The following is a 23,714-nucleotide window of genomic DNA, read 5'->3' as shown; positions in this document are numbered from 1 at the left end:
TATGAAGGTTGTTGACGACATTGCGTCATTACGAAAACTAACTACTGAATGGAAATTCAGTGGCAGCACCGTTGGGTTTGTTCCTACAATGGGAAACCTGCACAATGGGCACTTAAAACTCGTTAAACGCGCCAAGGCAAACAACTCCCGTGTCGTGGTGAGTATTTTTGTTAACCCTATGCAATTTGGTGTCAACGAAGATTTAGACGCATACCCGCGCACGATTAAAGAAGATAAAGCCAAGCTTATTGAAGCAGGTGTTGATGCCGTATTTTTACCCAGCGTTAGCGATATGTATCCCGGCGGTGTTGAGCATCAAACAGTAGTAGAAGTACCCGATATTTCGGATATTCTATGTGGTGCAAGTCGTCCAGGGCATTTTCGCGGTGTAGCGACGGTAGTGAGCAAACTGTTTAACATGGTTCACCCTCACGATGCTTTTTTCGGTGAAAAAGACTTTCAGCAGTTACAGGTAATTCGCACCATGGTGCGCGACCTTTCTATGGGCGTGAACATTCATGGCATTCCTACAGAGCGTGATGTATCTGGCTTAGCCTTGAGCTCTCGTAACGGTTACTTGACTGATGAGCAACGTCATACTGCAGCAACTATTTACAGTGAAATGAAATCACTAAAAGCACGCATAGAAGCGGGTGAAAGAAATTATGTAGCGTTAGCGGCGGACCTTGCAGATATCCTAACCGACTCAGGCTTTAACAATGACTATGTACATATAGTTAACGCCGAAAGTCTAAAACCTGCGAAACAAACCGACAAACACTTGGTTATTTTGGTGGCCGCTTTTCTGGGTAATACCCGTCTTATCGATAACCTCCAAATTAAATTATAGCGTCAGTTATAGCTAACAGGCTCTAACGCACATCCAATAAAAAGCCCTCGCATTCATGCGGGGGCTTTCAATATAAAAGCTTTGCGGGAATGTTTACGCCGCAGGTATTGTCTCTATCATCTTCACCAATTCTTTATACAACTTCGTTTTCGTAGCAATAGTATGTTGCTCTTCAAGAATATTACGCAAGTCTTGGGTGCTGGTAAGAGGATTTGCTAACACCACTCTGAACACAGTAATACAGTTGGTGGGGTATTCTGGCGCCTCCAAGCGTGTACGAGAGACAAAAGACTTCCCCGCCTCCCGTTGCTGCTTCTGTACAATTACAGTCAGCCTATCAAGCTTCTCGTTAATCTTATCTTTAGTGGCTTCATCTGCATGTTTAAGCTTTTCTTGCAGGCCAGCTGGACAAACGCGATAAGTCAGCAATGATAGTGTAGGCGATGTGGTCAGTTCAAAGTCTGGGTGCTTCGCAATCATATCGGCAAAGGTGCCCGCTTTTTCGATGCTTCTGTCGATTAACAGCTCATAGCCTCTGCGCCCAAAGATATGCATGGCAGAATACACCATCATGGCCATACCGTTACGCGAGCCTTCAAGGGTAGTCGCACCTAAATCTTTAGAGCCCGCACGCAATATGTATTGTGCATGATGGCGCACTGCATTGGCATCTTCAGGGTTTTTGAATAACGCCATACCTGCACCCATTGGCACGTACATTTGTTTATGGGCATCAATTGTGACCGAGTCGGCACGCTCTATGCCTTTTAAGCGATGTTTATATTGCGATGAAAACAAGGTTGCCCCGCCCCATGCAGCATCCACATGGAACCAGCAACCTAGCTCTTTAGCTACGTCAGCCAATTCATGAAGCGGGTCGACATGCCCAGTTTCAGTAGTACCACCAACGCCAACAATGGCCAATAACTTGTTACCTTCTTCCTGATAGCGTTTACCTGCGGCGAGCGCTTTTTCAGGGTCGAGGGTTTGATTCGGTGCAGGTAATGATAATAATTGATCGCGGCCTAAGCCTAAGGCATCAACCGCTTTTGATAAGGAGTAATGCCCACGCTTACTGCACATAACACCAAGATGATTAATATCGTGGAAACGATAAGCCGCAGCCAGCCCTGCTTTTGCTACACCAGCAAACCCCTCTTGCGGACCCAAAATTTTATTTCTCGCTACCCACAAGGCGGTAATATTGGCAATAGTACCACCGGAACAAAAGGCGCCTAAAGAACGCTTAGCACTGTGTAAGTGATTGTCGTAGAAGTCTTTCGATTCGTCATAAACAAGGTTATGCATCATACCTAGCACTTGACGCTCAAGAGGCGTGAAGGCCTTAGAGGTTTCAATTTTCACCAGGTTCTGATTAAGCCCCACCATCAACTTAGACAGGGGTAAATGAAAATACGGTAGTGCAGAGGTCATATGACCGATAAACGTAGGCGAATAGGTATTTACCGAATGGGCAACCAGTTTATCTAGCAAGCTTTCAGCATGGGTTGACACAAACTCTGGCGATTCAGGAACTTTTGAATCACTAAAATCTTTCTCAATTTCTTCTAGCGAAGTTTTTTTGGTAACAACGTGCTGCGACAAAAAATCTAAGATATTGTCAGATAAATGCTGTTCAATTTGAGCCATCTTTGAGTCTTTGTGTTCAGGCTTGGTAAAGACCCTAAACAAGTGCTCTAGACTAACTTGCGCTTCACCCACTCAACCGACCTCACTTTAAAATGACTCTTTTTCAAGAAAACACAACCCAACTTCGTTGCCTACGCTGAAAGCGATCATAATACTTTCAGGGTCACGAACTTTACCTCAGATTGCCCACTACGCCAAGCGTATCCCGATGATTTGACCCTCTATCAGCACAAGATATTTTGTGGTGATAATTCACTATCAATACAGTGAAGTAACCTAAACTTCTCAAATGATGAAGGGTAGTGCTATATTTTGCCTATACATACGAATAAAAATAAAGGCAGCAATGTGCCAATAAGAGCCGTAAGTGAAACCGTTTCTATCAATAATATCGTTCCCTACTTCCAACCTATCATGGATTTAAGGTCTAAACGTGTATGGCGTTACGAGTGCTTGGCTCGTTTAATTACCGCTGAAGACAAAACCTTCTTACCCAGTGAATTTCTCTACTTAATTGAACGCGAGCAACACGTTAAAGCACTTACCGAAGCTATGTTCTGCCAAAGTGCTCGTTACTTTCGCCATGTACAAGTGCCGTGGAGCATTAATATTAGCGCGCGAGATTTACTTAACGAAAACCTGACCAACACGCTTCTTTCCCATTTAATAGACTACCCAAACCCAGAAAGGGTCAGCATTGAGATAAGTGCCGCCAGTGCATTAACCCACCCAGAGCTAATGCAAGCGTTTGTTGAAAGAAGCGCCGAGGCAGGACTTGGGGTTTTCTTAGATAACGTGGGTGAAAACCCAGGCAATATTAATGCAATATTGAATATGCCGATTAAGGGCATCAAATTAGCCGGTGGTTTGATAAGCCACTATGAACAAGATGATGCAGTGCAAGATTACGTCGATAATTTGCTCGCACTATGCCAAACGCGCGCAATTAGCGTGGTAGCAGAACATATTGAAACGGATTTATTGCTTGAAAGCGTGAATAAGCTGCCCATTCAGTATGCACAAGGCTATGTCTTTAGCCCTCCACAACCGAATACCCCACATCACTAGGCGCCGGTAGCTATTCTCGGCCTCAATCTACGCGCCCCCTTCGGCCTCTTCTGAATAGCACTTAAGCGACCAGCAGTGTTGCCCGCTAGCGCGATATTTGCGTTCAAAAGGGGTCATGGCGTTATCAGACGTGATTTCAGTCAAATCAGACATCAAACCATAATGCGTAGCGGCTTGAGAAAATTCCATTAAGTAAACTAACCAATTACTACGCACTTCAATATTGGGGGTAATGGCCATTAAGTCTGCCATGGCTGCACTACCGTGCCAGCGTTTTTGCACCTGGGCTTTCTTCGGATACGGGTTTGGATAGAACAAGCAATGCTGGATCACCTTCCAATTGGCCCTGTGAACCAATCGCCAAAAGTCATTCACATCAGCGCGGATAACCCGATAATTATCTTGCCCAGCACAATAATGCTGATGCTTATCCACCCGCTGCGCCGATTTATCTAATCCAATAACACGGCACTCAGGGTTCGCCTTAGCAATATTTGCTGTGCTTTCACCCACGCCGCAGCAAGAGTCCAATATAATATCGCCAGTAAACCCATCAAGCCATTCGGTTGCTTCGTTAAAGGCGAGCAGCGTGTGCTCGCCAATAGGACGCTGGTTTTCTGATGACTTATAACGCTTTACTAAGTCATCGAGTTTTTCGTGCACACCTTCTTGATTCGTAGTGATGCTTCTAGAATTCCCACTTGCCATTAACTACGTATTCCTTTGCCCGTTTTAAGCAGGTAATAAGCAACAGCAAACAGCACAATATTGAAGCCCACCAATAATGTTAACGATAAGGTAACGTCAACATCTGAAACACCTAAGAATCCGTAGCGGAAACCATTCACCATATACACAACAGGGTTGGCCTTGCTCACCCACTGCCAAAACTCTGGTAGTAAGCTGAGTGAGTAGAATACGCCACCAAGGTAGGTTAACGGTGTTAAAACGAAAGTGGGTACAACACTAATGTCATCGAAAGTTTTAGCAAAAATAGCGTTAATTAACCCTGCGGTAGAAAACAGTGATGAGGTAAGTAGTACCGTAAGAATAATGATACCAATGTGGTGTATTTGCACATCAACAAAGAACAGCGATACCAAGGTAACAATAATGCCAATTAGCACTGCTCTTGCTACACCGCCCCCAACAAAACCTAAAATGATCACCGATGTGGGCACCGGAGAAACCAGTAACTCTTCAATATTGCGCTGAAACTTAGCACTGAAAAAAGACGAGGATACATTTGCGTATGAGTTGGTAATGACCGACATCATGATCAAACCTGGAACGATAAACTCCATGTAAGAAAACCCGCCCATTTCGCCTATTCGGTTACCGATAAGGCTGCCAAATATCACGAAATACAAGCTCATGGTAATAGCGGGTGGCACTAAGGTTTGGATCCAAATGCGTAAAAAGCGAGTGCACTCTTTTATCCAAATGGTGGTTAGCGCCACATAGTTTTGTTTGAACCAGCCAATCTTTTCGTCAGACTGTGTGTTTGTCTGTGAATTCATGTTTAACCCTCTGCCTTTGCCGTTTCAACCAAACGTACAAACAGCTCTTCTAATCGGTTTGATTTATTACGCATACTCAGAACTTGAATGCCTTGCTCGGTTAATTGAGCAAAAACCGGGTTTAAGCCTTCTGCCTTTTCCACATCAACTTCCAACGTATGGTCGTCAAGTAAACGACTTTCGTAACCGCTTAAAAGCGGCTTTTGCTGCCCAAGGTTGATATCCAACACAAACGTTTCTGTATTCAATTTCGACAATAGCGCCTTCATACTGGTGTTTTCCACAATGGTGCCTTTGTTAATAATGGCAATATTGCGGCACAGCATTTCGGCCTCTTCCAGATAATGCGTCGTTAAAATAATGGTAATACCTTGGCGGTTAATCTCTTCTAAGAAGCCCCACATTGAACGGCGAATTTCTATATCTACGCCAGCGGTAGGCTCATCAAGTATCAATAGACGAGGCTCGTGCATAAGGGCACGAGCAATCATTAGTCTGCGCTTCATACCGCCTGATAGTTCACGAGCTCGAGCATCACGTTTTTCCCACAAATCGAGCTGGGCTAAATACTTCTGTGCACGTTCTTTCGCTATGCTTCGTGGCACACCGTAATAACCGGCTTGGTTGAGCACAATTTGCATCACGGTTTCGAACTGATTGAAGTTGAATTCCTGTGGCACTAGGCCAATACACGCTTTGGCTTGCTCTTTTTGAGTATGAAGGTCGTAACCAAAAATCGATACCTTGCCATCGGTTTGATTAACTAAAGAGCTAATAATACCGATGGTGGTAGATTTACCCGCACCATTGGGGCCAAGCAGGGCGAAAAAATCCCCTTTATCAACAGTGAGATCGACGCCTTTAAGCGCCTGTACGCCACCTTTATAGGTTTTGGTTAAGCCTGATATATCCAACGCTTTCATGTGCTGCCCGTATGTTGCTCGTAAGTTGCTCGTCATTTAAGGCCTCCATGAATGGAGCCCCTGTCAATCGAAAGCTCTATAAATCGAGAGCCTGCTGTAAATCAAATGCGCTTTAAATTCAGTTGAGGTGATTACCAATCAGTCATGATACACCGACAACAGTGATAATATGACGGCATACCTACCGCCAGAATGTTTAAAGCATAGTGCTGGCAAATGCGATTAATTCAACCCTTGCCGCAACAGGGGCATTTAGTGCCTATTCCGCCAATGCTATCACTAATTTAAAGACTTCATAAAAAAGGAGACAATTATGCCACATTTATTGCCCTCTCTGCCTGCCACTCCCCTGTACTTACCGATTATTTTGCTGCTCTTATCGATTTGTTTATCGAAGTCTTAATACAGGACTTTTGCATACTGCGGGGCACAGCTCGTTTTGTGCCTGATAATTAGCTGACTACAGACTATTTATCGCAAGAGAAACGTGACCAGAACGAGGGCCGGATGACTTAGATAAAAGAGGCTTAACTGAAAATAGATGTGTAAAAAAGCACTGCACCTAATTGGGGGCTAGGCACAGTGCAAGGGGTTGGCGTACCAAAGTGAGTCATACTTGAGTCAATCTGTCTTCCCAAGCACAGATATAGTTAACCAAGCAGACAAGGCAATATCAGGGCACAATAATGGAAAAGCTATTTTGTTTAATGGCAAATATGGCGAAAAGCGGGCGACTTTATGGAATTTGCGCCGAACTCAGGCACAGGCGCTTTTGCCAAGGTATAGTAGTGTAAAGAATGATTAAGAGTAGAATTCATGCCTAAAACCATTGCACTAGTAGAAGATGATGCCGCTATAAGAGAAAACTACCTTGTTGCCTTAAGGGCACAAGGCTACAAAGTGAATGCATTTGAAGATCGCCCCTCGGCCACTCAGGCGTTTAACGAAGCACTGCCAGATTTAGCCATTATTGATATTGGTTTAAAAGAAGAAATGGAGGGCGGTTTTTTGCTATGCCAGCAATTGCGAGGGTTGTCGCCTACCTTACCTATTATATTCTTTACCGCCAGAGATAATGATGTAGACACCATCAGTGGGCTTCGCATGGGTGCTGACGACTACTTAACTAAAGATATCAGTATGGCACACTTACTAGCCCGTATCGCCGCGCTTTTCAGACGAAGCGATTTAATGTCGGCCCCTGTTGAACAAAAAGACGAGCTTCGTATAGGTGAATTAAAAGTAGATGCCTCGCGCATGACAGTAAGCTGGGGTACAGAACCCGTTGCCTTAACCGTAACCGAGTTTTGGATGTTGCACGCGCTAATTAAACATCCTGGCCACGTAAAAAGCCGACAACAACTAATGGATGAGTCGCGCATGGTGGTAGACGACACCACCATTACTTCTCATATAAAACGCATGCGCAAAAAATTCATTCAGTTAGACCCCCAATTTGACCACATAGATACCGTTTACGGTATGGGGTATCGATGGCAGTTGTAAGGTATTGCTAACATGCGATTAAGGTTCTCCATACGCTTACAGCTGCTTGTTCTGTCGCTGTTCTTTTTTGCCATTCCCTATCTTGGGTATAATTACGTATGGGAGCTAGAGCAATACCTTCGCACTGGTCAAGAGCAAACCATGATTGGTACGGCACGGGCTGTTGCCACCGCCCTTCATGAGCGCCCTGCATTATTCGACAGTGAATCGGCTTATTTAAAAGACGTACGTCCGGGCACCGATTTATACGCGCCACCCATTCCCTACCCTATTCAGCTTGATGGAGAATTAAACGACTGGCAACAAGTGGACGACTTGCTTACCCACTATGGCGCAAGCGAAATTGTTGAGCGCTTTACTAGCTTGCAAACTAGCGACGGAACCCAAAGCGCCGCTAGCGAGAATAAGGGCGCCGCTAGCGAGAATAAGGGCGCCGCTAGCGAGAGTAAAGGCACCGCTAGCGAGGGCAATGAAACAAGCCTTTCATTCGAGCATATGGTGGGCCGGTATGATCAGTTCCTGTATGCCATGTTCAACGTCACCGACGATACCTTGCTGTGGCGACAGGCAAATAGTTTAAGTGTAGAACGGGGAGACCATTTACTTATTGGTATGCAAACCCCAGCAGGTGACCTAGCTCGATATGTGGTAGCCCCCTATGAAAGTGGCTGGGTAAATGCATTTAAATTAGCAGAGTCTGGCGCAACGAATCGCGCGGTGGAAAATGCGTTAAGTATTCAAGGGCGCTGGCAAAAAACCGCTGCTGGCTACAATATTGAACTTCGTTTCCCCCTTTCCATGACGTCTGGCGCACTCGCCTTTGCCATTGTTGATGTAGACGACCCGGTAACAAGGCAGAAGCGCTACGCGATTGGTACCGCCAACACCAATAACATTGATGAACTAGGCACGGTAGTAACACCGTCACCCGAAATTGAGCGCATATTAGCAGGGCTAAAATATGCCGACTCCCGCGTATGGGTGATAGACAATCATAAGCGGGTACTGGCGCGAGCAGGCGATATACAAACGGCTTCCGGCCTAAATACTACAAAGCGAGAAGCAAGTGAAAACCGAATATGGCGCTGGGTGGAAACTCATTGGTTGCTGCCCTTGTATTACCACATTCTCACTAAGCCACCCGCTGATTTTGTGGATGAACTAGAGGATGCCTATGCGTTGGCGGGCCGGGATATCGGCTTAGCCCTTAACGGTCAACCGGATTCATTATGGCGATTAACCCCAGATAACAAAGCCGTGGTTGTGTCTGCCGCTTACCCTATTTTTATTGAGGGCGCGGTGATGGGTGCCGTGGTGGTAGAGCAAACCACAAACGGTATACGCACATTAAGAAACCGCGCTTTAGAGCAGCTTTTTCACGTTATTTTGGCCGTAATGATACTAGGTACCCTAGGCTTATTGCTTTTTGCCAGCAGGATATCCAACCGTATCAGGCGACTTCGAGATAACACCGAAGCCATTATTGATGCCAATGGGAAGATTGTCGGTAAATTACCTATTGCCAAAGAGGGTGATGAAATTGGCGATTTGTCGCGGGCGTTTTCAGATGTTTTATTGCGATTGCAGCAATATAACTCCTATCTGGAAAATATGGCTTCTCGACTTTCCCATGAACTTAGAACCCCTATCGCCGTAGTAAAGTCGTCTCTTGATGCCCTGTCTCAAGTGAGTGCTCAAGCCAGTGCCTCTAACAGCGCTAGTCAAGAATCGCAAGCCAACGCTGTGGTGCAAAACAGTGCTCAGCAAGATATTTTCGTTCAACGTGCTCAGTCTGGTATCAGCCGGCTAAGTTCTATTTTAAATGCCATGAGTGAAGCTACCCGCTTAGAGCAAGCCATTGCGCAAGAAGATGTGACCACCTTCAACATGATTGACGTGATTAAAGGCTGCGTGGGTGGGTATCAACATGCTTATACCGACAGACAGTTTGCGCTATCTTGTGCTCCAGACGCTGCGATGCTAAAGGGTGCGCCCGATCTTATTGCGCAAATGTTCGATAAAATCATTTCTAACGCAGTAGATTTTAGTCAACCCGACAACATCATAGACGTCGCCGTTTATGCCAAAGATAAAAGAGTTATTCTCACCGTAAGCAACCCCGGCCCCCTATTGCCCGAAGGAATGAAACAACAACTCGTACAATCGATGGTATCAGTTCGCCCTGAAGGGGAAGCTCAGCAATCTGAAAGCTCTCCACACTTAGGATTGGGATTATATATCGCTGATATAATTATCGCGTTTCACAAGGGTTCACTGTCCCTTTCAAATAAAGAGGATGGAAGTGGTGTGCTAGTGACTGCCACTTTCCCCATAGCCTAGCATTAGCACAATTACCGACCATAACTTCTAAGCTTTCATCACTTTTGCCGCAGAAGCGCAAGGCGCCCACTTTTGATGTAGCTGCGCCTTGCGGCACACGCCAGTTTTTCTTCTTAAGCGTATATCTAGGCGTTGAATAATTCATTGAGCAGTAAACATTCATCGCATTGCTACCTGCCTACCTGCTTATTTACCTAACTGTTTACCTGCCTATATAGCTAACTTGGTAGCTACCCATTACCTGGCGGTCTACCTAGCTGCCTTTCTACATATTTACATCATATTCATTACTACTTATTTATTGAGAATTGTTCTCATTAGTATTTACATTCGTTTACAGTTTGCATACACTTCGGCGCCTACACACACAGGGAAACCACACTATGAAAAATAAAACGTTAACGATGGGCGCACAAACCATTGCTGCGGCCTTAGCTTTCGGACACGGTGCTGCACTTGCACAAACCCAAGAAACTGAAATCTGCAAAGATAAAACAGAAGCTGAATGTAAAGCGCAGCAAGACGAAATTGAACTTATCCGTATTCACGGTGTTCAACAGTCTATCTATCGCTACGACAAATCTGGCGATCCTCGTCGTTTAGCTGACCTTGTTGATACACCACAAACCATTAGTGTTCTTACGCAAGACCAAATTCAAGAAAGTGGTAAAACTGACCTTAAAGATATTCTTGCTGCTCAAGCTGGTGTAACTCTTGGTACAGGTGAGAATGGTAATGCTTTTGGTGACCGCTATGTAATACGTGGCCACGAAGCACGCAGCGACGTGTTTGTTGATGGCTTGCGTGACCCAGGTATGACTACCCGTGAAAGTTTCGCCACCGAGCGCGTTGAAATTACTAAAGGCCCTAGTTCAACATTTGCAGGCCGTGGTTCTTCAGGTGGTGCAGTAAACAGCATTACGAAAAAAGCCTCTACTAGTTATAACTTTGGTCGTGTTGATGCTGCCATTGGTACTGACGAGCACACCCGCTTAACTGTAGATTTGAACAAAACGCTAACGGAAAACAGTGCAATTCGTGTTAACGCACTAACGTCTCAAGAAGACAAGCCGGGTCGTGAAGGCATTGAACGTGGCCGTGATGGTGTTCAGCTTTCTTACGTATTAAACCCTAACGACAGACTGTCTTTCATTGGTGATGTTTATTACCTTAATGCAGAAGATAAGCCTGACTTGGGTAGCTACTACGACCGTGATGCGGGTTATCCGTTAGAAGATATTCCTGTTTATGCACAAGATGATGACTTCCAAAACTCAGAAGTCACTACCTTTACCTTCCGTACCGAATACGAAATTAGCGACAATGTTCGTTTCTACAACGCGACTCGTGCAGGTAACACTGAAAACGAATACGTAACAACCGGTATGAGTGCGACAACCCGTGATGATTCTGATGAAACAGCACCAGGTGCAGATACGCTTCGACTTAGCACGCACCAAGGCTGGCAAGAAGTAGATTACTTCACGACTCAATTTAACCTTTTCTGGGACACGTCATTTGCAGGCTTAGATCACCGTTTAGTATTTGGTTTTGAGTACAGCGATGAGTCGGTGGATAACGGTGTTTTCAATATTGAAAACCTAAACACTAACTGTGCACTTGGTGGTCGTCGTGGCGTATCACAAAGCTACTGTATTGTTGACGGTGATGGAAACCTTATCGATAACATCGGTTCATTGATGGACAGAACCATTGAACGTGGTGATGAAGATGCCCTTTTCGATATTGAAACCTATGCAATTTACGCCATGGATACCTTTGCGTTAACTGATAAGTTAGACGTGTTCTTCGGCCTACGTATGGACAGCTACGATTACAGTAACCAAACAAGTAGCGACCTTTATGAGTTCTCTGATGAATTGTTTAACGGTCATTTAGGTTTAGTGTATGACATTACTGAACACGGTAATGTATACGCGTCTTACAGCACAGCAACGAACATCAATGGCGGCGAGTCTGACCTTGGTGCAAACTGTGGTTACGGTGGCCTATGTGGTACACCTGAACAAGCTGCACAAGCCGATCCAGAGCATGTTGAAAATATCGAAATCGGTACAAAATGGATGTTATTTGATGAGAAGTTGATGGCAAATGCGTCAATCTTCCGTATTACGAAAAGCGATGTTCATGAAAGTATCGGTGAAGATGACTACTCAACTATTGGTACATTGAATACGGGTGAAAACCGTGTTGAAGGTGTTGAATTTGGTGTTAGCGGTGATATTACTGAGAAGTTCAGTGTTCAAGCATCTGCCGCCTTTATGGACTCAGAAGTACTAGACTCTTTCACAGAATCTAACATTGGCCTTGCGTTAAGTAACTTTGCTGACGAAAGCTTCTACTTGCAACTGCGTTATCAACCAAATGAGAAGTTCGCGTTTGGTGGTGACTACACGTACAAGTCTGAAATGTTTGGTGGTCAGCCTGACACCGCAGCAGGTTATAGCGCAAATACTGGCGAATACTCAATTGTTGTTCCTGATTATCAAGTATTCAACTTGTTTGCTAACTACTACGCATCTGAAAAACTAACGTTCCGTGTTAACATCGGTAACTTGTTTGATGAAGAATACTGGACTGCAGCTTATCGCTCTGGTGCCTTCATGTACATCGGTGACGGCCGTAATGTGACCGGTACGGTAAACTACGAGTTCTAAGTTAGTTTTAAGAGAAACGCTAAAAAATGATCATTATTGATAACCTACTAGACGCCGACCAAGTGAAGCAATTTCGGGCTGCATTAGCCGATGTACCATTTAACGATGGAAAAGCGACCGCCATGGGCATGGCAGCAGGGGTTAAAAATAATGGTCAAGCTGACGCGCAGCACGCTACGGTTCAAGCGCTTGCCAATAATTTATTGGCAAGTCTGGGTAACCACCCACAAGTAGTCTCTGCTGCGCTACCTCAGCGCATATTCCCCCCTTGCTTCAACCGTTACAGTGAATCGCAGACATACGGCTATCATGTTGATGCCGCCATTATGCGTATTCCCAATACCCCTGACGTTTTGCGTAGCGATATGTCGATGACGGTGTTTCTGTCTAGTCCAAGCGATTATGAAGGCGGAGAGCTAGTTATTCAGACTGGGTTCGGCGAGCAAAAAGTTAAAGGTAACTTAGGCAGCGCTGTACTCTACCCTTCTTCAAGTTTACATAAGGTTACTCCGGTAACACGCGGCGAAAGAATAGCAGCGATTACATGGATGCAAAGCATGATTGGCGATCAAGCTATTCGTGAAACCTTATACGAGCTAGACCAAAGCATTCAGTCTTTAGTGCAAGGCGGCAAGGCCGACCGAGACGAGTTAGATAAACTTCATCACGTATACCACAACCTTATTAGAAAATTTTCCATCGTTTAAACTGGACAAAAGCTTACCCGTCACGCAAGGTTATTCTTAGTGATATGTTCTAGCGGGCTTATGTTTGTCTACAGTGTATTGATAAACATTTTTCTATGTCTATTTGCTAAGTGTTTTTTTTAAGTGGCTGGCCTAATATAGCCAATATGAGCCTATGCTTCTCAAAACACAGGTGTTGAACCTGTCCTTTGAAATAAATCAGGTTTACCTCCGGTCTCTCTATATGATTGAAAAATTGGGTTTTTAGTGAAGGAATAAGGTTACTCCGAGATGAATAAATTATTGTACGGATTATGCTTTTTTAACTTAGGGGCTTGCTGGCTTAACACGGTAAAGCGACGCTTTGATAAGCTTTATGTGATAGGAGCCATCGCCTTACTGGCCTCACACAATGCGTTTGCAGATACTGTTACCGCCTCCATCACATTACTAGATGCTGAACAATCTCCGGTTAAAGACGGTGTGGTTATCTTCACTCCCTTGTTTGATTTGTCCAGCACAGAACTCAAAAATTCAGAAGCAGAATCAACGCCTAAAACTGCGATTATGAATCAAATCAATAAGCAGTTTGCTCCCCATGTTCTGGTGGTACAAGAGAACACAGAAGTCACATTCCCTAATGCAGATAATGTGTTCCATCATGTTTATTCGTTTTCACCCACCAAGCAGTTTGAGCTAAAGCTCTATAAAGAGTTTACCGCAGAGCCATTGTTCTTTGAGCAAGCTGGCATTGTGGATATTGGCTGTAATATTCACGATTGGATGCTAGGTTACATCGTTATTGCCGATAGTCCTTATTTTGTAAAAACCGCAAATGACGGTAACGCTAGCATCTCACTACCCGCAGGTAAATACAGTGTTGAGTTTTGGCATCCGAACGCGCCAAACGAACAACCCTTTATAGAAACTGAAGTTAAGTTAACCCGCGATAAAAACTTCACGCTAACCTTATCGAAAGTGATAGCTAGCGATGATGATTTTGATGACGGTTTTGGTGATTATTAATGCTGAGCCGTTGTATTGTCGTTATTTTTTGCTTCATCAGTTTTCACGCTTTTTCAGATACAAGGTTGTTGCTTAGAGGTAGTGTTATTTCAGCAGATAACGCTGACACATTTCAAACGAATGACGTTTCCCACCAGCGCTTTGAAAATAATGCAGTTGCGTTATCTCAAGCGGTACTAGCGTACGATAAAGTGCTCAGCGATGATTGGCAGTTCCATGTTGTCGCCAACGGGTATAGTGATGGAGAACAAAAGCTCGGGATTAGCCAACTCTATACTCAATACCGTCCCCTTACTGCATCCACCATTAAACCAGAAGTTAAACTCGGCTTTTTCTACCCGGCAATGTCTGCCGAAAACACCGACATGGGCTGGCTGTCACCACATTTTTTATCTAACTCAGCCATTAACAGTTGGATTGGTGAAGAACTTAGAACATTTGGTATAGAAGCAAGCTTAAGGCAAAGCGGCAGACAAGTGAGAAGCGACTGGTCATGGAAAGTGGTAGGAAGCTTATTTAAGGGAAACGACACCACTGGCACCTTGCTATCTTGGCGTGGTTTTTCGCTACATGACAGGCAATCGCTGAATGATGATAGAGTGAAATTCACTCCCATTCCTGGCGTGGTATCTGAAGAAGGAATAGGCGCCCCAGCATATACCGACCCCTTTCGAGAAATAGATACGAAAACAGGTTATTACGGGGGGCTGCATTTAGCCCATAAGCGCCGTTCAGAGCTACGTTACTATTATTACGACAACCGTGCCAATCCACTCATTTTCGACCCTGACAGAATATACGCATGGCGCACCCGATTTCACGCGTTAACCCTTCGCCATATGCGTAACCGCAATGTAACCCTATTCGGACAAGCACTGATAGGTGACACCTTGATGGGGGAAAATATTGTAAATAACGACTTTTACGCGACCTACATTGCTGCATCGTATACCCATGAAGCACATCAATTTTCGACCCGTTTAGACTGGTATCAAGTGATAGATAATGACAACACCACACACGATCCGAATAACAGCAGAGGGGAAGCCATTACCGTTAATTACACCTATGCAATGAGCTCGCAAATAGCATTATCTGCAGAGTGGCAAGTGAATCGAGGCCGCCAAGAAAATCTACGATTTTTAAATGCGTCATCGGTACCTAGTGAAAATTTTCACGAAAACCTACTTCAGCTAGCGATTACCTATCGAATCGACTGAACAAAACTAATCAGTATTACCATTAGATTTAGACTTATCGAGTGACACATCAGGTACATTTTTAACCATCATTCGCTCTTTGCGGCGCGTCATCATTTTTGCCAATCTACGCATACTTACCGTTGTGTCTTTCTCATCAATAATATCTACGCCTAGCAAACGCTCTAGCAAATCTTCAAGGGTGATCACCCCTTCCAAGCCGCCATACTCATCTACCACTAAAAGCATATGAACATGTTTATCGATAAAATGGTCGAATGTTATCGACAGTGGCATAGAGCCAAGTATGGTCACCATGTTTTTGGCGTACTCAGATAACGGTTTATCGGTATTCCCGCGAGCTTGTGCTACCAATAAATCTGAACGCATGACATAGCCGGTGATGTTTTCCGAGTCTTTGTCTTCATAAACAGGAATTCGGGAATACTCAATATGCGCATGCTTATGGAAAAACACTTCTACGGTCATCGATTCTGCCACCGAAAACAACACAGTTCGGTGGGTTATGGCATCTTTTACCTTTAATTCGTGCAAGCTCAGCAAGCTTTGTAAGAATACCGCTTCGTGGTTAGCTAGCTGTCCTTCTTGCCCTGATAGTTCGGCCATGGCGTGTAGCTCGCCGCGGCTTAACCCACGAAGTGGGCTGTCATCTTTAAAGCCTCGCGTGAGCAATTCAGACATCACCACAAAGGGTTTAAGAATAATAATCAGATACTTTAGGAAGTAGGCTGTCACTGGCGCCAATCCACGCCAATAGGTTGCGCCTACGGTTTTAGGAATAATTTCAGAAAAAACCAAGATAAGTAGCGTTAATACCGCTGAAATCACGCCCAAGTATGCTTCGCCAAATACACTAGCAGCCTGCGCACCCGCACCAGCAGCACCCATTGTGTGAGCAATAGTATTTAACGTTAAAATTGCCGATAGCGGCGTGTTGATATTATCGGTCTGCTTTCTTAGCAAGATACCGCTAGGCCGATTCTCTTTTTCTAAAACAGAAATGTAGGCTGAGGACACACTTAAAATGACTGCCTCAGCAATTGAGCATAAAAAAGAGAAGCCCAAGGCAATCAATACATAAACGATGAGTAAAAACATGAGTCCTTTCCGATAATCGGAGTATGAAGCAAACGACCATTATGCAAGCCTTAACCGGACTTACAAGAGCGCAGATGAATTAAATACAAATACCGAGTAATTTACTCATAAATATAGGAATACATATACTGTATTCCTATTCATTTTTACCTTTGCGTTAACCGCAACAGTCTTGATGGCTTTCTTCACGCTGTGCCAATCGAGCACTAACTTTTTTAATGCCCAATCGAGCCATTAAAGCAGCAAGAAGAATAGCGCACGCTGCATAGAGGGTTTGAATATTAGCACCATGACTATGTAGTTGGCTTTCCATGTGAATTAAGCCTTCTAATGACAATGCTGACACCGCGTAATTAAGCAAATAGCCAAACCCAATACTGGCAGTAGTTACACTAAACAAATACAAACACAGGGTTCTAAAACCCATTTCTTGTTTGATCATGCCCATGGTAGACACATTAGTAGCCGGCCCTGCCATGAGAAATACCAGCACCGCACCAGGTGATAACCCAGCGGCTAAAAACCCCACTGCAAGTGGTGTAGATGCCGTAGCGCAAATATACATAGGAATGCCAATGACGGCCATGACCAACATAGCGATAACCCCATCACCCCATTGAGTGAGAAAGTCCGTTGGCACCCACGTTTTTATGGCGGCGGCTAACGCTAGGCCAACCAGTAGCCAGACCACAATATCTTCAAGCAACTTGCCTGAGGCGTAACGGAACACTTCGGTGAATTTGTTAGTTGGTTTTACCGAACTAGCTTGGGTAGCAGCTGTATCGTCACAGCAAGCAGTGACTGGCTTTTCACTAGCGCAACAACTACTTGATTTTGGCGTTTGAGGCGATACGGCTGCGGCTACTGGCGTTTCGCTTGCACAACAAGATGCTTTATCAGCGTTCTCAGGTGCGTGGCTATGTGGGTGCTTATGCGTATTTGCGATATCGCCATCAAACCATCTCACCATAAGACCAGCATAGATTGCACTAACAATAGCGGCTATGGGCCTAACGATGGCGAACAAAGGACCTAGTAACGCGTAAGAAACAGAAACACTGTCTACGCCTGTTTCAGGGGTAGAAACTAAAAATGAAATCGTCGATGGTTTGGAGGCGCCGCTTCTACGCAGCCCTAAGGCCGCTGGAATAACACCACAAGAACACAAAGGCAATGGAGCCCCTATTACCGCGGCTTTCGTAATTGAGGCTGTCGAGCTGCTTCCCATGTGGCGCTCTAAAAAGCTAACCGGCACTAGCTCGTGCATAATACCCGCCACCAGCAGACCAAGTAACAGCCAAGGTGCAGACTCCATAAATAGGCTGATAAAATTTTGCACTAAGAGCATTAGGTCAGTCATACCACTCCAAACGAACCGCGTTGAAAATATTGTTTATACTTGCCGCATCATTGCACGACAAATCAACCCAATAAGATGAATGTGTATGATAGCAAAAATACGCTATTACCGTGAATGAACTAGAAGTAATCCACCTCATCGAATAACCCGATTGGCTACAAAAAAAGCCAACGTCGAGAATAACTCTCAGCGTTGGCTTAGTAAAAACGATTGCTTAGTGAAGTAGTGATTACCCCTTTTTGCAGTCACTACCTTTATGGCTAATCCTTTTCGCCCACTTCGTCTTGATGTCCGCTGCGAAGTTTAGCCACAACAGACCAGGCTTCAAGCATCACTAACACAGACACCACCAGCACCACGGCATCTAAGAACACCAATAAGTAGTTTTCAGCAAGATAGTACTCTTTCAGCTTTATTAGCCCAGCAAAGAAAGCCATTACCAAAACGAATACCATGGGTATTAATGTGTAGCGGGCTGGTCTTCCCATTTTGATTAGCATAACGGAAATAACTAACAAGGTAAGACTCGCCAGTATTTGGTTTGTAGAGCCGAACAGCGGCCAAATGATCATACCGCCACCGCCTGAGGAGCCACCTGCCCCAAAGGCAAGTAGCAAACAACAAGCAACCGCTAAGAAGGTCGCCACTACACCATTTTTAAGTGCTGACAATTTATAGATATCGCCCCACTCTTGAATAATGTAACGCTGAAGACGAACACCAGAGTCCATGGTTGTGCCTGCGAACAGCACTACCATTACCGCTAATATTGTTGATGAGAAGGCTTCGGGTAGTCCCCAGCCTTGATGAATTAGCGCCGCACCGCCACTAATAAACGCACCTACGCTGCCTGCACCTAAGTGACTGTAGACTTCATGCCACTCTTCTGGAGAGGCTGCAAACGCCACACCACTCACCGCAACAATAGTAATCAGCGCTAAGGAACCTTCACCAATCGCCCCTAAATAACCCACAAAGCGAACATCAGTTTCCTTATCTAACTGCTTAGAGCTGGTGCCTGAGGCCACAATACCGTGGAAGCCTGACACTGCACCGCAGGCAATAGTCACGAACAACAAGGGAATTAAGCTGGGGGAGTCCATGGCCGTCTGTGTATTGAAGGCTGGCGCGGTAATATCTGGCATAGCAAAGAAGACCGCACCATACAATAGGAATAGCCCAACCAATAACTGCATACCGTTAATAAAATCGCGGGGCTGAAGTAACATCCACACCGGCAACAACGAAGCAATAGCAGCGTAAATAAATAAGATAATAATCCAGTTCGCTTTGTCAGCTAAACCAAACATGGTTTCAGGCAAACTGATAGGAATGTAGCTACCCGCATAAACCGAGGCATAAAGCACCACGATACCTACAAGACAAAGAGGGATTAAACCAAAGTTACGTTTTAATAACTGTCCAATAACCAATGCAACGGCAATGGCTGTCCAAGCAGGGAATACCGCATTCGGCTGAGAGACAAAGGAGTTTGCTATCACCACACCAAAAACGGCGTTAACCATTAACAGTACTAGAAAGATAACAATCATAAACAATGAGCGAGAACGCTTGCCGATAACACTTTCCGACAAGGCACCCATCGATTTACCTTTGTGACGCGCACTGGCCCACAAGGCGCCCATGTCGTGCACACCAGCAAACAAAATAGTACCGAAAATCACCCAGAGTACAGCAGGCACCCAGCCCCAGTATACCGCGATCGCAGGCCCAACAATTGGTGCGGCACCGGCCACTGAAGTAAAGTGATGCCCCCAGAGCACGACTTTATTGGTAGGTACAAAGTCTTTACCATCTTGTAGTTCGTGCGCTGGCGTGGTGAAGCTATCGTCTAATTTAAATATTTTCGTGGCAATAAATTTAGAATATACGAACCACCCGAGGAGCATGCCCACGATCCCGAGTAATACTATAGCTATTGACTGCATATTATTGTCCTGTGTCGATGTTGCACTGCATCATTCAATTTTGTTTTTGAACACATATACAACGCTTTTCTGTCGTTGAAAAACGCTTATTTAAACATTAAAACATTATTTACTTTTTCACGTCGCCATATTAGACCAAAGTCTATTGTGGTAGCAGCTTTTTTACACTGCTCGTACCATACGAGCTTCATAATTTTTACCAATCATTTACAACAAAAATAGCAGGCAAAACGAAAATAGCAGGTAAATATAGTTTTAATCTTACCTTCACCCTTCAAATACATCTCAGTCTCGTTTATAAAGGCTCATCTATAAATAAATCTATTAATAAGTAGTTATGGCATCACCTAAATTTCATATGGCCGTCCGTAAATATCACCGATGGTTAGGCTTTTTCTTAGCAGGCATAATGGCAATTTATGCTGTCAGTGGCGTGTTACTCATTTTTCGCCCCACCGATTTCCTGAAATTCGATCAAACTGAAGTCCGTCAGTTGTCTCAAGACTTGAACGGCAAACAGGTAGCATCGAAAATTAAGGTGAAAGGTTTGAAGGTGGTTGAAGAGAATGACAACCAAGTTGTGTTAAATATGGGAACTTACGACAAGGTAGATGGTGTCGCTACTATTACCCGTAAAGACTACCCCCTTGTTCTGGCGAAAATGGTGAAGCTTCACAAAGCAACTAATAACAGCCCCTTATTTTGGTTGAACATTAGCTTTGGCGTTGCCCTTTTGTTTTTCGTCATATCTGCATTTTTGATGTTTATGCCGAAGCTGCCTATGTATAAAAATGGGCTTAAAATAGCGGGATTTGGTGCAGTAGTGGCTATACTTGTTGTGATGTTCGGCTCATAACTTCACATGTTCGAACCACCTTGATGTGGTTCGAACACTTTTTAGCACATGCTTGAACCCTGTGGTAACGTATCTGAATAGTAATGAATTCGTACGCTCACTATCAGGGAAGATTTATGCCGCGCCAGTACAACCTCTTTTTCGCTGTAAGTCCTTTTACTATAAATACCTCTGCTATCAACGCACACATATCAGCTTCATTCAAACTTAATAGCAACACCGGTACAGCAGCGCTTATGCATGGTGAGTGTCTATGAATTTTGTCGATTTCACGGTAGTGGCTATATACCTTGTGGGTTTGTTAGTCATGGGGTTTGTGTTTCGAAAACAAGTGAGTAAAAAAGATTACTTTCTTGCTAATCGACAGTTGGGCTGGAAACCGCTTTCCCTTTCCATCATGGCCACGCAGTTATCTGCAGTCAGCTTTATTTCCGCCCCTGCTTTTGTTGGGCTAAGAGAAGGTGGTGGCCTTATTTGGTTATCATATGAGCTCGCCCTCCCTCTTGCTATGCTGGCCTTGCTCTATTTTATTTTACCCACCTTGTACCGCTCTGGCGTCGTCAGTGTTTATGACTTTTTAGAACAACGTTTTGGCCGCTCATCACGAGTACTCATTAGCGTGGTGTTTCAAATAAGCCGTTCATTTGCCACCGCCATTATGATTTACGCCATTTCTATTATATTGCAAAGCACCATGGGCTTAGCGTTTTGGCAAAGCGTGTTACTGATTGGTGTTATTACCCTTATTTACTCTTTGCAAGGTGGTATGAAAGCCGTTGTGTACGGTGATGCTGTGCAAATGATATTGATAGTTGCAGGCGCCTTGGTGTGTTTAGGTTTTGGGCTATACCATATAGGCGGGTGGACAAGCTTTCTTGAGCAAGTACAACCTGAACGACTCACTACACTAAACACATCATCTTATGGGTTTGATGGTGAAGGCTTCGGCCTGCTGCCCATGATTTTTGGTGGCATCGTGTTATACGCCTCTTACTATGGGTGCGACCAATCAGAAGCGCAGCGTTCGTTGTCGGCCAAGAGCCTAGGTGATTTAAAGAAAATCATTATGACTGCCAGCTTCTTACGTTTCCCTATAACCCTAATTTACTGCTTTGCAGGGTTGGTCATAGGAACGCTAGCACTGACCACCCCAGAATTCCTTGCTCAAATTCCTGACGACCAACCCGATTGGCTGATGCCTATCTTTATAGTCAACTACCTTCCAAACGGTATTTTAGGTTTGTTATTAGTGGCCATTTTAGCTGCGGCCATGTCGTCTTTAAGTTCTGCAATTAATAGCTTGGCTGCGGTATCAGTTGAAGATTATTGTCGAGTAGTGGGTAAAACACTGTCGCCAGAAAGTACCCTTCAAGTGGCTAAGTACACTGGCATGTTTTGGGGCTTACTCACATTGGGTTTGTCATTTGTGGTAGATGACATCGCCCCCACCATTATTGAGGCCATTAACAAGATTGGCTCGGTTTGCTTTGGTCCAATTTTGGCTACATTTTTCTTAGGCGTGTGCACAAAACAACTTTCGGCAAAGCAAGTAAATACTGGGCTTATTGCTGGTGTATTGGTCAATATATATTTGTGGCTAAACCAGCCGGATGTATTTTGGTTTTGGTGGAACGTGAGTGGCTTTTTAACCGCATTTGGTGTTTCTCTTGGAGTATATTGGCTTGGTCACAAGAAGTTTAAACAACCTTTCATAAACACCGACCACGGTATACTCACTAAGATCAATATGGCCGCCCTACTTACCTGGTGCATTGTACTTATTGGTGTTTGTATTGCCTTACCTATAATACTTATTTAATAACCGGCCATGTCGTACATTTAGGTTGCTAACCGTCATTATTGGCGGTTAGTAGAAACTGCTTAAGCTCTTGGTATACAGCGTGAGACTCTGGGGTTTCATAAGCAACAACGTAGTCGGCATGGGATAACCCTTCGAAAACTTCTAATTGGGTACGTACGTTCGCATTACGCAACTTACGATTCACTCGCACCGTATCACTTAGAAACATATCCCGCGTGCCTGATACGAGCAGCGTAGGCGGAAAGCCATTAAAATTGCCATTAAGAGGGGAAATAGAAGGGTGAGTTAAGTTTTCGCTACCAGCGTATAGATTAGCCGCTGCTTCTAAAAAGCCTTGGTATGACACCAATATGCGATCAATACCTTCGTTGGTATAAAGGGTATCGCCAGTTTTCGTCAAATCAGCCCAAGGGGTGCCTGCATACACCGCCAACGGCAACGGTTGCTTTGTTTCAATAAGCCTTTGCACGGCAGAAAGCACTAAGCCTGCTCCTGCAGATGTGCCACCTATAAAAAGGTGCTGTGCGCCATATTCTGCAGCCAAGCTGCTATACACCGACACTACATCGTTAAGTGCAGCTGGAAATGGCGCATGAGGTGGCATTCTATAGTCGATACTAATTACTGTAATACCAACTCTATGCGCGATTAATAAGCTTTCTTCTATGCTCGGAAGCCCAGCAAAAAACACGTAGGCTCCCCCGTGTACATCAATAAACACTTTGTTTTTAAATTCAGGTGCAATTGTCTTAGGGGTAAGTCGCCTAACCGTTACCCCATTAATTTTTTCCAAAGACACATCAACATCAAACTGCTTGCGCATTTTTTTGATTTTCTTTTTCTGATCTCCGTTTCTTATTTGAATCAGTTCACGCCACTGCTCTATAGATTGAGGCGTGTTGTTAATGACTTCATCCATTGACGGCATGGGGTATTGAGAGATAGCGCTTTTTAGTTCATTGCTTGCAGCATTTGGTAGCGGTACCATTTTAGGCGGCACAGTTAACAAAGAATCAGTAGTCGTTCTGGCTGTATCAGTGTTGTGGGCAGAAGCTTCTGATTTAGAAGACGAAAATGTCATTGATACCACCAAAATGAAAAAGTAAAAGGTAAGTAGATTCATGCGCAAAACGCTTTTATATTATTGACGTTGTTATAACCC

At 44.4% G+C, this 23,714-nt stretch carries 18 protein-coding genes; 10 read left to right on the top strand and 8 right to left on the bottom strand.

Annotated elements, in window-relative coordinates:
- Nucleotide 1 precedes the first annotated feature (1 nt).
- Nucleotides 2–850: a pantoate--beta-alanine ligase gene (gene panC, locus R1T43_RS02735; RefSeq protein ID WP_211072192.1), complete on the top strand. Its 849-nt coding sequence runs from the start codon at nucleotides 2–4 to the stop codon at nucleotides 848–850.
- Nucleotides 851–943: 93 nt separating this feature from the next.
- On the opposite strand, the gene panP is transcribed toward panC, so the two are convergent.
- Complete coding sequence (gene panP / locus R1T43_RS02730) at nucleotides 944–2,572, bottom strand: pyridoxal-dependent aspartate 1-decarboxylase PanP (protein WP_211072191.1); 1,629 nt, start codon at nucleotides 2,570–2,572, stop codon at nucleotides 944–946.
- A 276-nt stretch (nucleotides 2,573–2,848) separates the two neighbouring features.
- Between panP and R1T43_RS02725 the strand changes: the two genes are divergently transcribed.
- Nucleotides 2,849–3,568, top strand: coding sequence for an EAL domain-containing protein (locus R1T43_RS02725; protein WP_317352620.1), 720 nt, complete (start codon nucleotides 2,849–2,851; stop codon nucleotides 3,566–3,568).
- Nucleotides 3,569–3,595: 27 nt separating this feature from the next.
- On the opposite strand, the gene trmB is transcribed toward R1T43_RS02725, so the two are convergent.
- The 3 genes from trmB to R1T43_RS02710 are packed head-to-tail and all read right to left on the bottom strand — an operon-like array spanning nucleotide 3,596 to nucleotide 6,011.
- A complete protein-coding gene (trmB, locus tag R1T43_RS02720; protein ID WP_317352618.1) occupies nucleotides 3,596–4,276 on the bottom strand; it encodes a tRNA (guanine(46)-N(7))-methyltransferase TrmB in 681 nt (226 codons plus the stop codon).
- Nucleotides 4,276–5,088, bottom strand: coding sequence for an ABC transporter permease (locus R1T43_RS02715; RefSeq protein WP_317352615.1), 813 nt, complete (start codon nucleotides 5,086–5,088; stop codon nucleotides 4,276–4,278). The genes trmB and R1T43_RS02715 overlap by 1 nt, the downstream gene beginning before the upstream one ends.
- Nucleotides 5,089–5,090: 2 nt before the next feature.
- The gene (locus R1T43_RS02710; RefSeq protein ID WP_317355631.1) at nucleotides 5,091–6,011 is read right to left on the bottom strand and encodes an ABC transporter ATP-binding protein; all 921 of its coding nucleotides are present in this window, start codon (nucleotides 6,009–6,011) and stop codon (nucleotides 5,091–5,093) included.
- Nucleotides 6,012–6,827: 816 nt separating this feature from the next.
- Between R1T43_RS02710 and pdsR the strand changes: the two genes are divergently transcribed.
- From pdsR to R1T43_RS02680, 6 genes are all read left to right on the top strand, one after another.
- Nucleotides 6,828–7,517, top strand: a complete 690-nt coding sequence (gene pdsR / locus R1T43_RS02705) for a proteobacterial dedicated sortase system response regulator (protein WP_211072187.1) — start codon at nucleotides 6,828–6,830, stop codon at nucleotides 7,515–7,517.
- A 12-nt stretch (nucleotides 7,518–7,529) separates the two neighbouring features.
- A complete protein-coding gene (gene pdsS / locus R1T43_RS02700; RefSeq protein WP_317352612.1) occupies nucleotides 7,530–9,857 on the top strand; it encodes a proteobacterial dedicated sortase system histidine kinase in 2,328 nt (775 codons plus the stop codon).
- 383 nt (nucleotides 9,858–10,240) lie between these two features.
- Entirely contained in the window at nucleotides 10,241–12,535 is a 2,295-nt protein-coding gene (locus R1T43_RS02695; RefSeq protein ID WP_211072185.1) for a TonB-dependent receptor, read from the top strand.
- A 26-nt stretch (nucleotides 12,536–12,561) separates the two neighbouring features.
- Nucleotides 12,562–13,242 (top strand): Fe2+-dependent dioxygenase, encoded by a 681-nt coding sequence (locus R1T43_RS02690; RefSeq protein WP_317352608.1) that lies wholly within the window; start codon nucleotides 12,562–12,564, stop codon nucleotides 13,240–13,242.
- Nucleotides 13,243–13,512: 270 nt separating this feature from the next.
- On the top strand, nucleotides 13,513–14,247 hold the full coding sequence (locus R1T43_RS02685; RefSeq protein WP_317352605.1) for a methylamine utilization protein: 735 nt from the start codon (nucleotides 13,513–13,515) through the stop codon (nucleotides 14,245–14,247).
- Nucleotides 14,247–15,467, top strand: a complete 1,221-nt coding sequence (locus R1T43_RS02680) for a hypothetical protein (protein ID WP_317352602.1) — start codon at nucleotides 14,247–14,249, stop codon at nucleotides 15,465–15,467. Before R1T43_RS02685 ends, R1T43_RS02680 begins: the two co-directional genes overlap by 1 nt.
- A gap of 6 nt (nucleotides 15,468–15,473) precedes the next feature.
- On the opposite strand, the gene R1T43_RS02675 is transcribed toward R1T43_RS02680, so the two are convergent.
- The 3 genes from R1T43_RS02675 to R1T43_RS02665 all read right to left on the bottom strand — a co-directional run bounded on the left by R1T43_RS02675 (nucleotide 15,474) and on the right by R1T43_RS02665 (nucleotide 19,874).
- Complete coding sequence (locus R1T43_RS02675) at nucleotides 15,474–16,565, bottom strand: CNNM domain-containing protein (RefSeq protein ID WP_211072181.1); 1,092 nt, start codon at nucleotides 16,563–16,565, stop codon at nucleotides 15,474–15,476.
- A gap of 157 nt (nucleotides 16,566–16,722) precedes the next feature.
- Nucleotides 16,723–17,925, bottom strand: a complete 1,203-nt coding sequence (locus tag R1T43_RS02670; protein WP_317352600.1) for an SO_0444 family Cu/Zn efflux transporter — start codon at nucleotides 17,923–17,925, stop codon at nucleotides 16,723–16,725.
- 260 nt (nucleotides 17,926–18,185) lie between these two features.
- The gene (locus tag R1T43_RS02665; protein WP_317352598.1) at nucleotides 18,186–19,874 is read right to left on the bottom strand and encodes a carbon starvation protein A; all 1,689 of its coding nucleotides are present in this window, start codon (nucleotides 19,872–19,874) and stop codon (nucleotides 18,186–18,188) included.
- A 337-nt stretch (nucleotides 19,875–20,211) separates the two neighbouring features.
- Between R1T43_RS02665 and R1T43_RS02660 the strand changes: the two genes are divergently transcribed.
- Both R1T43_RS02660 and R1T43_RS02655 read left to right on the top strand, forming a co-directional pair.
- Nucleotides 20,212–20,730: a hypothetical protein gene (locus tag R1T43_RS02660; protein ID WP_317352596.1), complete on the top strand. Its 519-nt coding sequence runs from the start codon at nucleotides 20,212–20,214 to the stop codon at nucleotides 20,728–20,730.
- A gap of 253 nt (nucleotides 20,731–20,983) precedes the next feature.
- Nucleotides 20,984–22,549 (top strand): sodium:solute symporter family transporter, encoded by a 1,566-nt coding sequence (locus tag R1T43_RS02655; RefSeq protein ID WP_317352594.1) that lies wholly within the window; start codon nucleotides 20,984–20,986, stop codon nucleotides 22,547–22,549.
- 28 nt (nucleotides 22,550–22,577) lie between these two features.
- Here R1T43_RS02655 and R1T43_RS02650 read toward each other — a convergent pair whose 3' ends face one another.
- Complete coding sequence (locus R1T43_RS02650; protein WP_317352593.1) at nucleotides 22,578–23,633, bottom strand: alpha/beta hydrolase; 1,056 nt, start codon at nucleotides 23,631–23,633, stop codon at nucleotides 22,578–22,580.
- Nucleotides 23,634–23,714: the final 81 nt, after the last annotated feature.

It is taken from the genome of Alteromonas sp. CI.11.F.A3 (assembly GCF_032925565.1).
Lineage (GTDB): Bacteria > Pseudomonadota > Gammaproteobacteria > Enterobacterales > Alteromonadaceae > Alteromonas.
The sequence above is the reverse complement of the archived record's forward strand: the minus strand, read 5'-3'. Positions and strand labels throughout refer to the sequence as shown.

Coding starts and splice junctions, on each gene's coding strand:
- panC (WP_211072192.1), top strand. CDS start 2: ATGAAGGTTGTTGACGACATTGCGTCATTACGAAAACTAACTACTGAA.
- trmB (WP_317352618.1), bottom strand. CDS start 4,276: ATGGCAAGTGGGAATTCTAGAAGCATCACTACGAATCAAGAAGGTGTG.
- R1T43_RS02715 (WP_317352615.1), bottom strand. CDS start 5,088: ATGAATTCACAGACAAACACACAGTCTGACGAAAAGATTGGCTGGTTC.
- R1T43_RS02710 (WP_317355631.1), bottom strand. CDS start 6,011: ATGAAAGCGTTGGATATATCAGGCTTAACCAAAACCTATAAAGGTGGC.
- pdsR (WP_211072187.1), top strand. CDS start 6,828: ATGCCTAAAACCATTGCACTAGTAGAAGATGATGCCGCTATAAGAGAA.
- pdsS (WP_317352612.1), top strand. CDS start 7,530: ATGCGATTAAGGTTCTCCATACGCTTACAGCTGCTTGTTCTGTCGCTG.
- R1T43_RS02695 (WP_211072185.1), top strand. CDS start 10,241: ATGAAAAATAAAACGTTAACGATGGGCGCACAAACCATTGCTGCGGCC.
- R1T43_RS02690 (WP_317352608.1), top strand. CDS start 12,562: ATGATCATTATTGATAACCTACTAGACGCCGACCAAGTGAAGCAATTT.
- R1T43_RS02685 (WP_317352605.1), top strand. CDS start 13,513: ATGAATAAATTATTGTACGGATTATGCTTTTTTAACTTAGGGGCTTGC.
- R1T43_RS02680 (WP_317352602.1), top strand. CDS start 14,247: ATGCTGAGCCGTTGTATTGTCGTTATTTTTTGCTTCATCAGTTTTCAC.
- R1T43_RS02675 (WP_211072181.1), bottom strand. CDS start 16,565: ATGTTTTTACTCATCGTTTATGTATTGATTGCCTTGGGCTTCTCTTTT.
- R1T43_RS02670 (WP_317352600.1), bottom strand. CDS start 17,925: ATGACTGACCTAATGCTCTTAGTGCAAAATTTTATCAGCCTATTTATG.
- R1T43_RS02665 (WP_317352598.1), bottom strand. CDS start 19,874: ATGCAGTCAATAGCTATAGTATTACTCGGGATCGTGGGCATGCTCCTC.
- R1T43_RS02660 (WP_317352596.1), top strand. CDS start 20,212: ATGGCATCACCTAAATTTCATATGGCCGTCCGTAAATATCACCGATGG.
- R1T43_RS02655 (WP_317352594.1), top strand. CDS start 20,984: ATGAATTTTGTCGATTTCACGGTAGTGGCTATATACCTTGTGGGTTTG.
- R1T43_RS02650 (WP_317352593.1), bottom strand. CDS start 23,633: ATGACATTTTCGTCTTCTAAATCAGAAGCTTCTGCCCACAACACTGAT.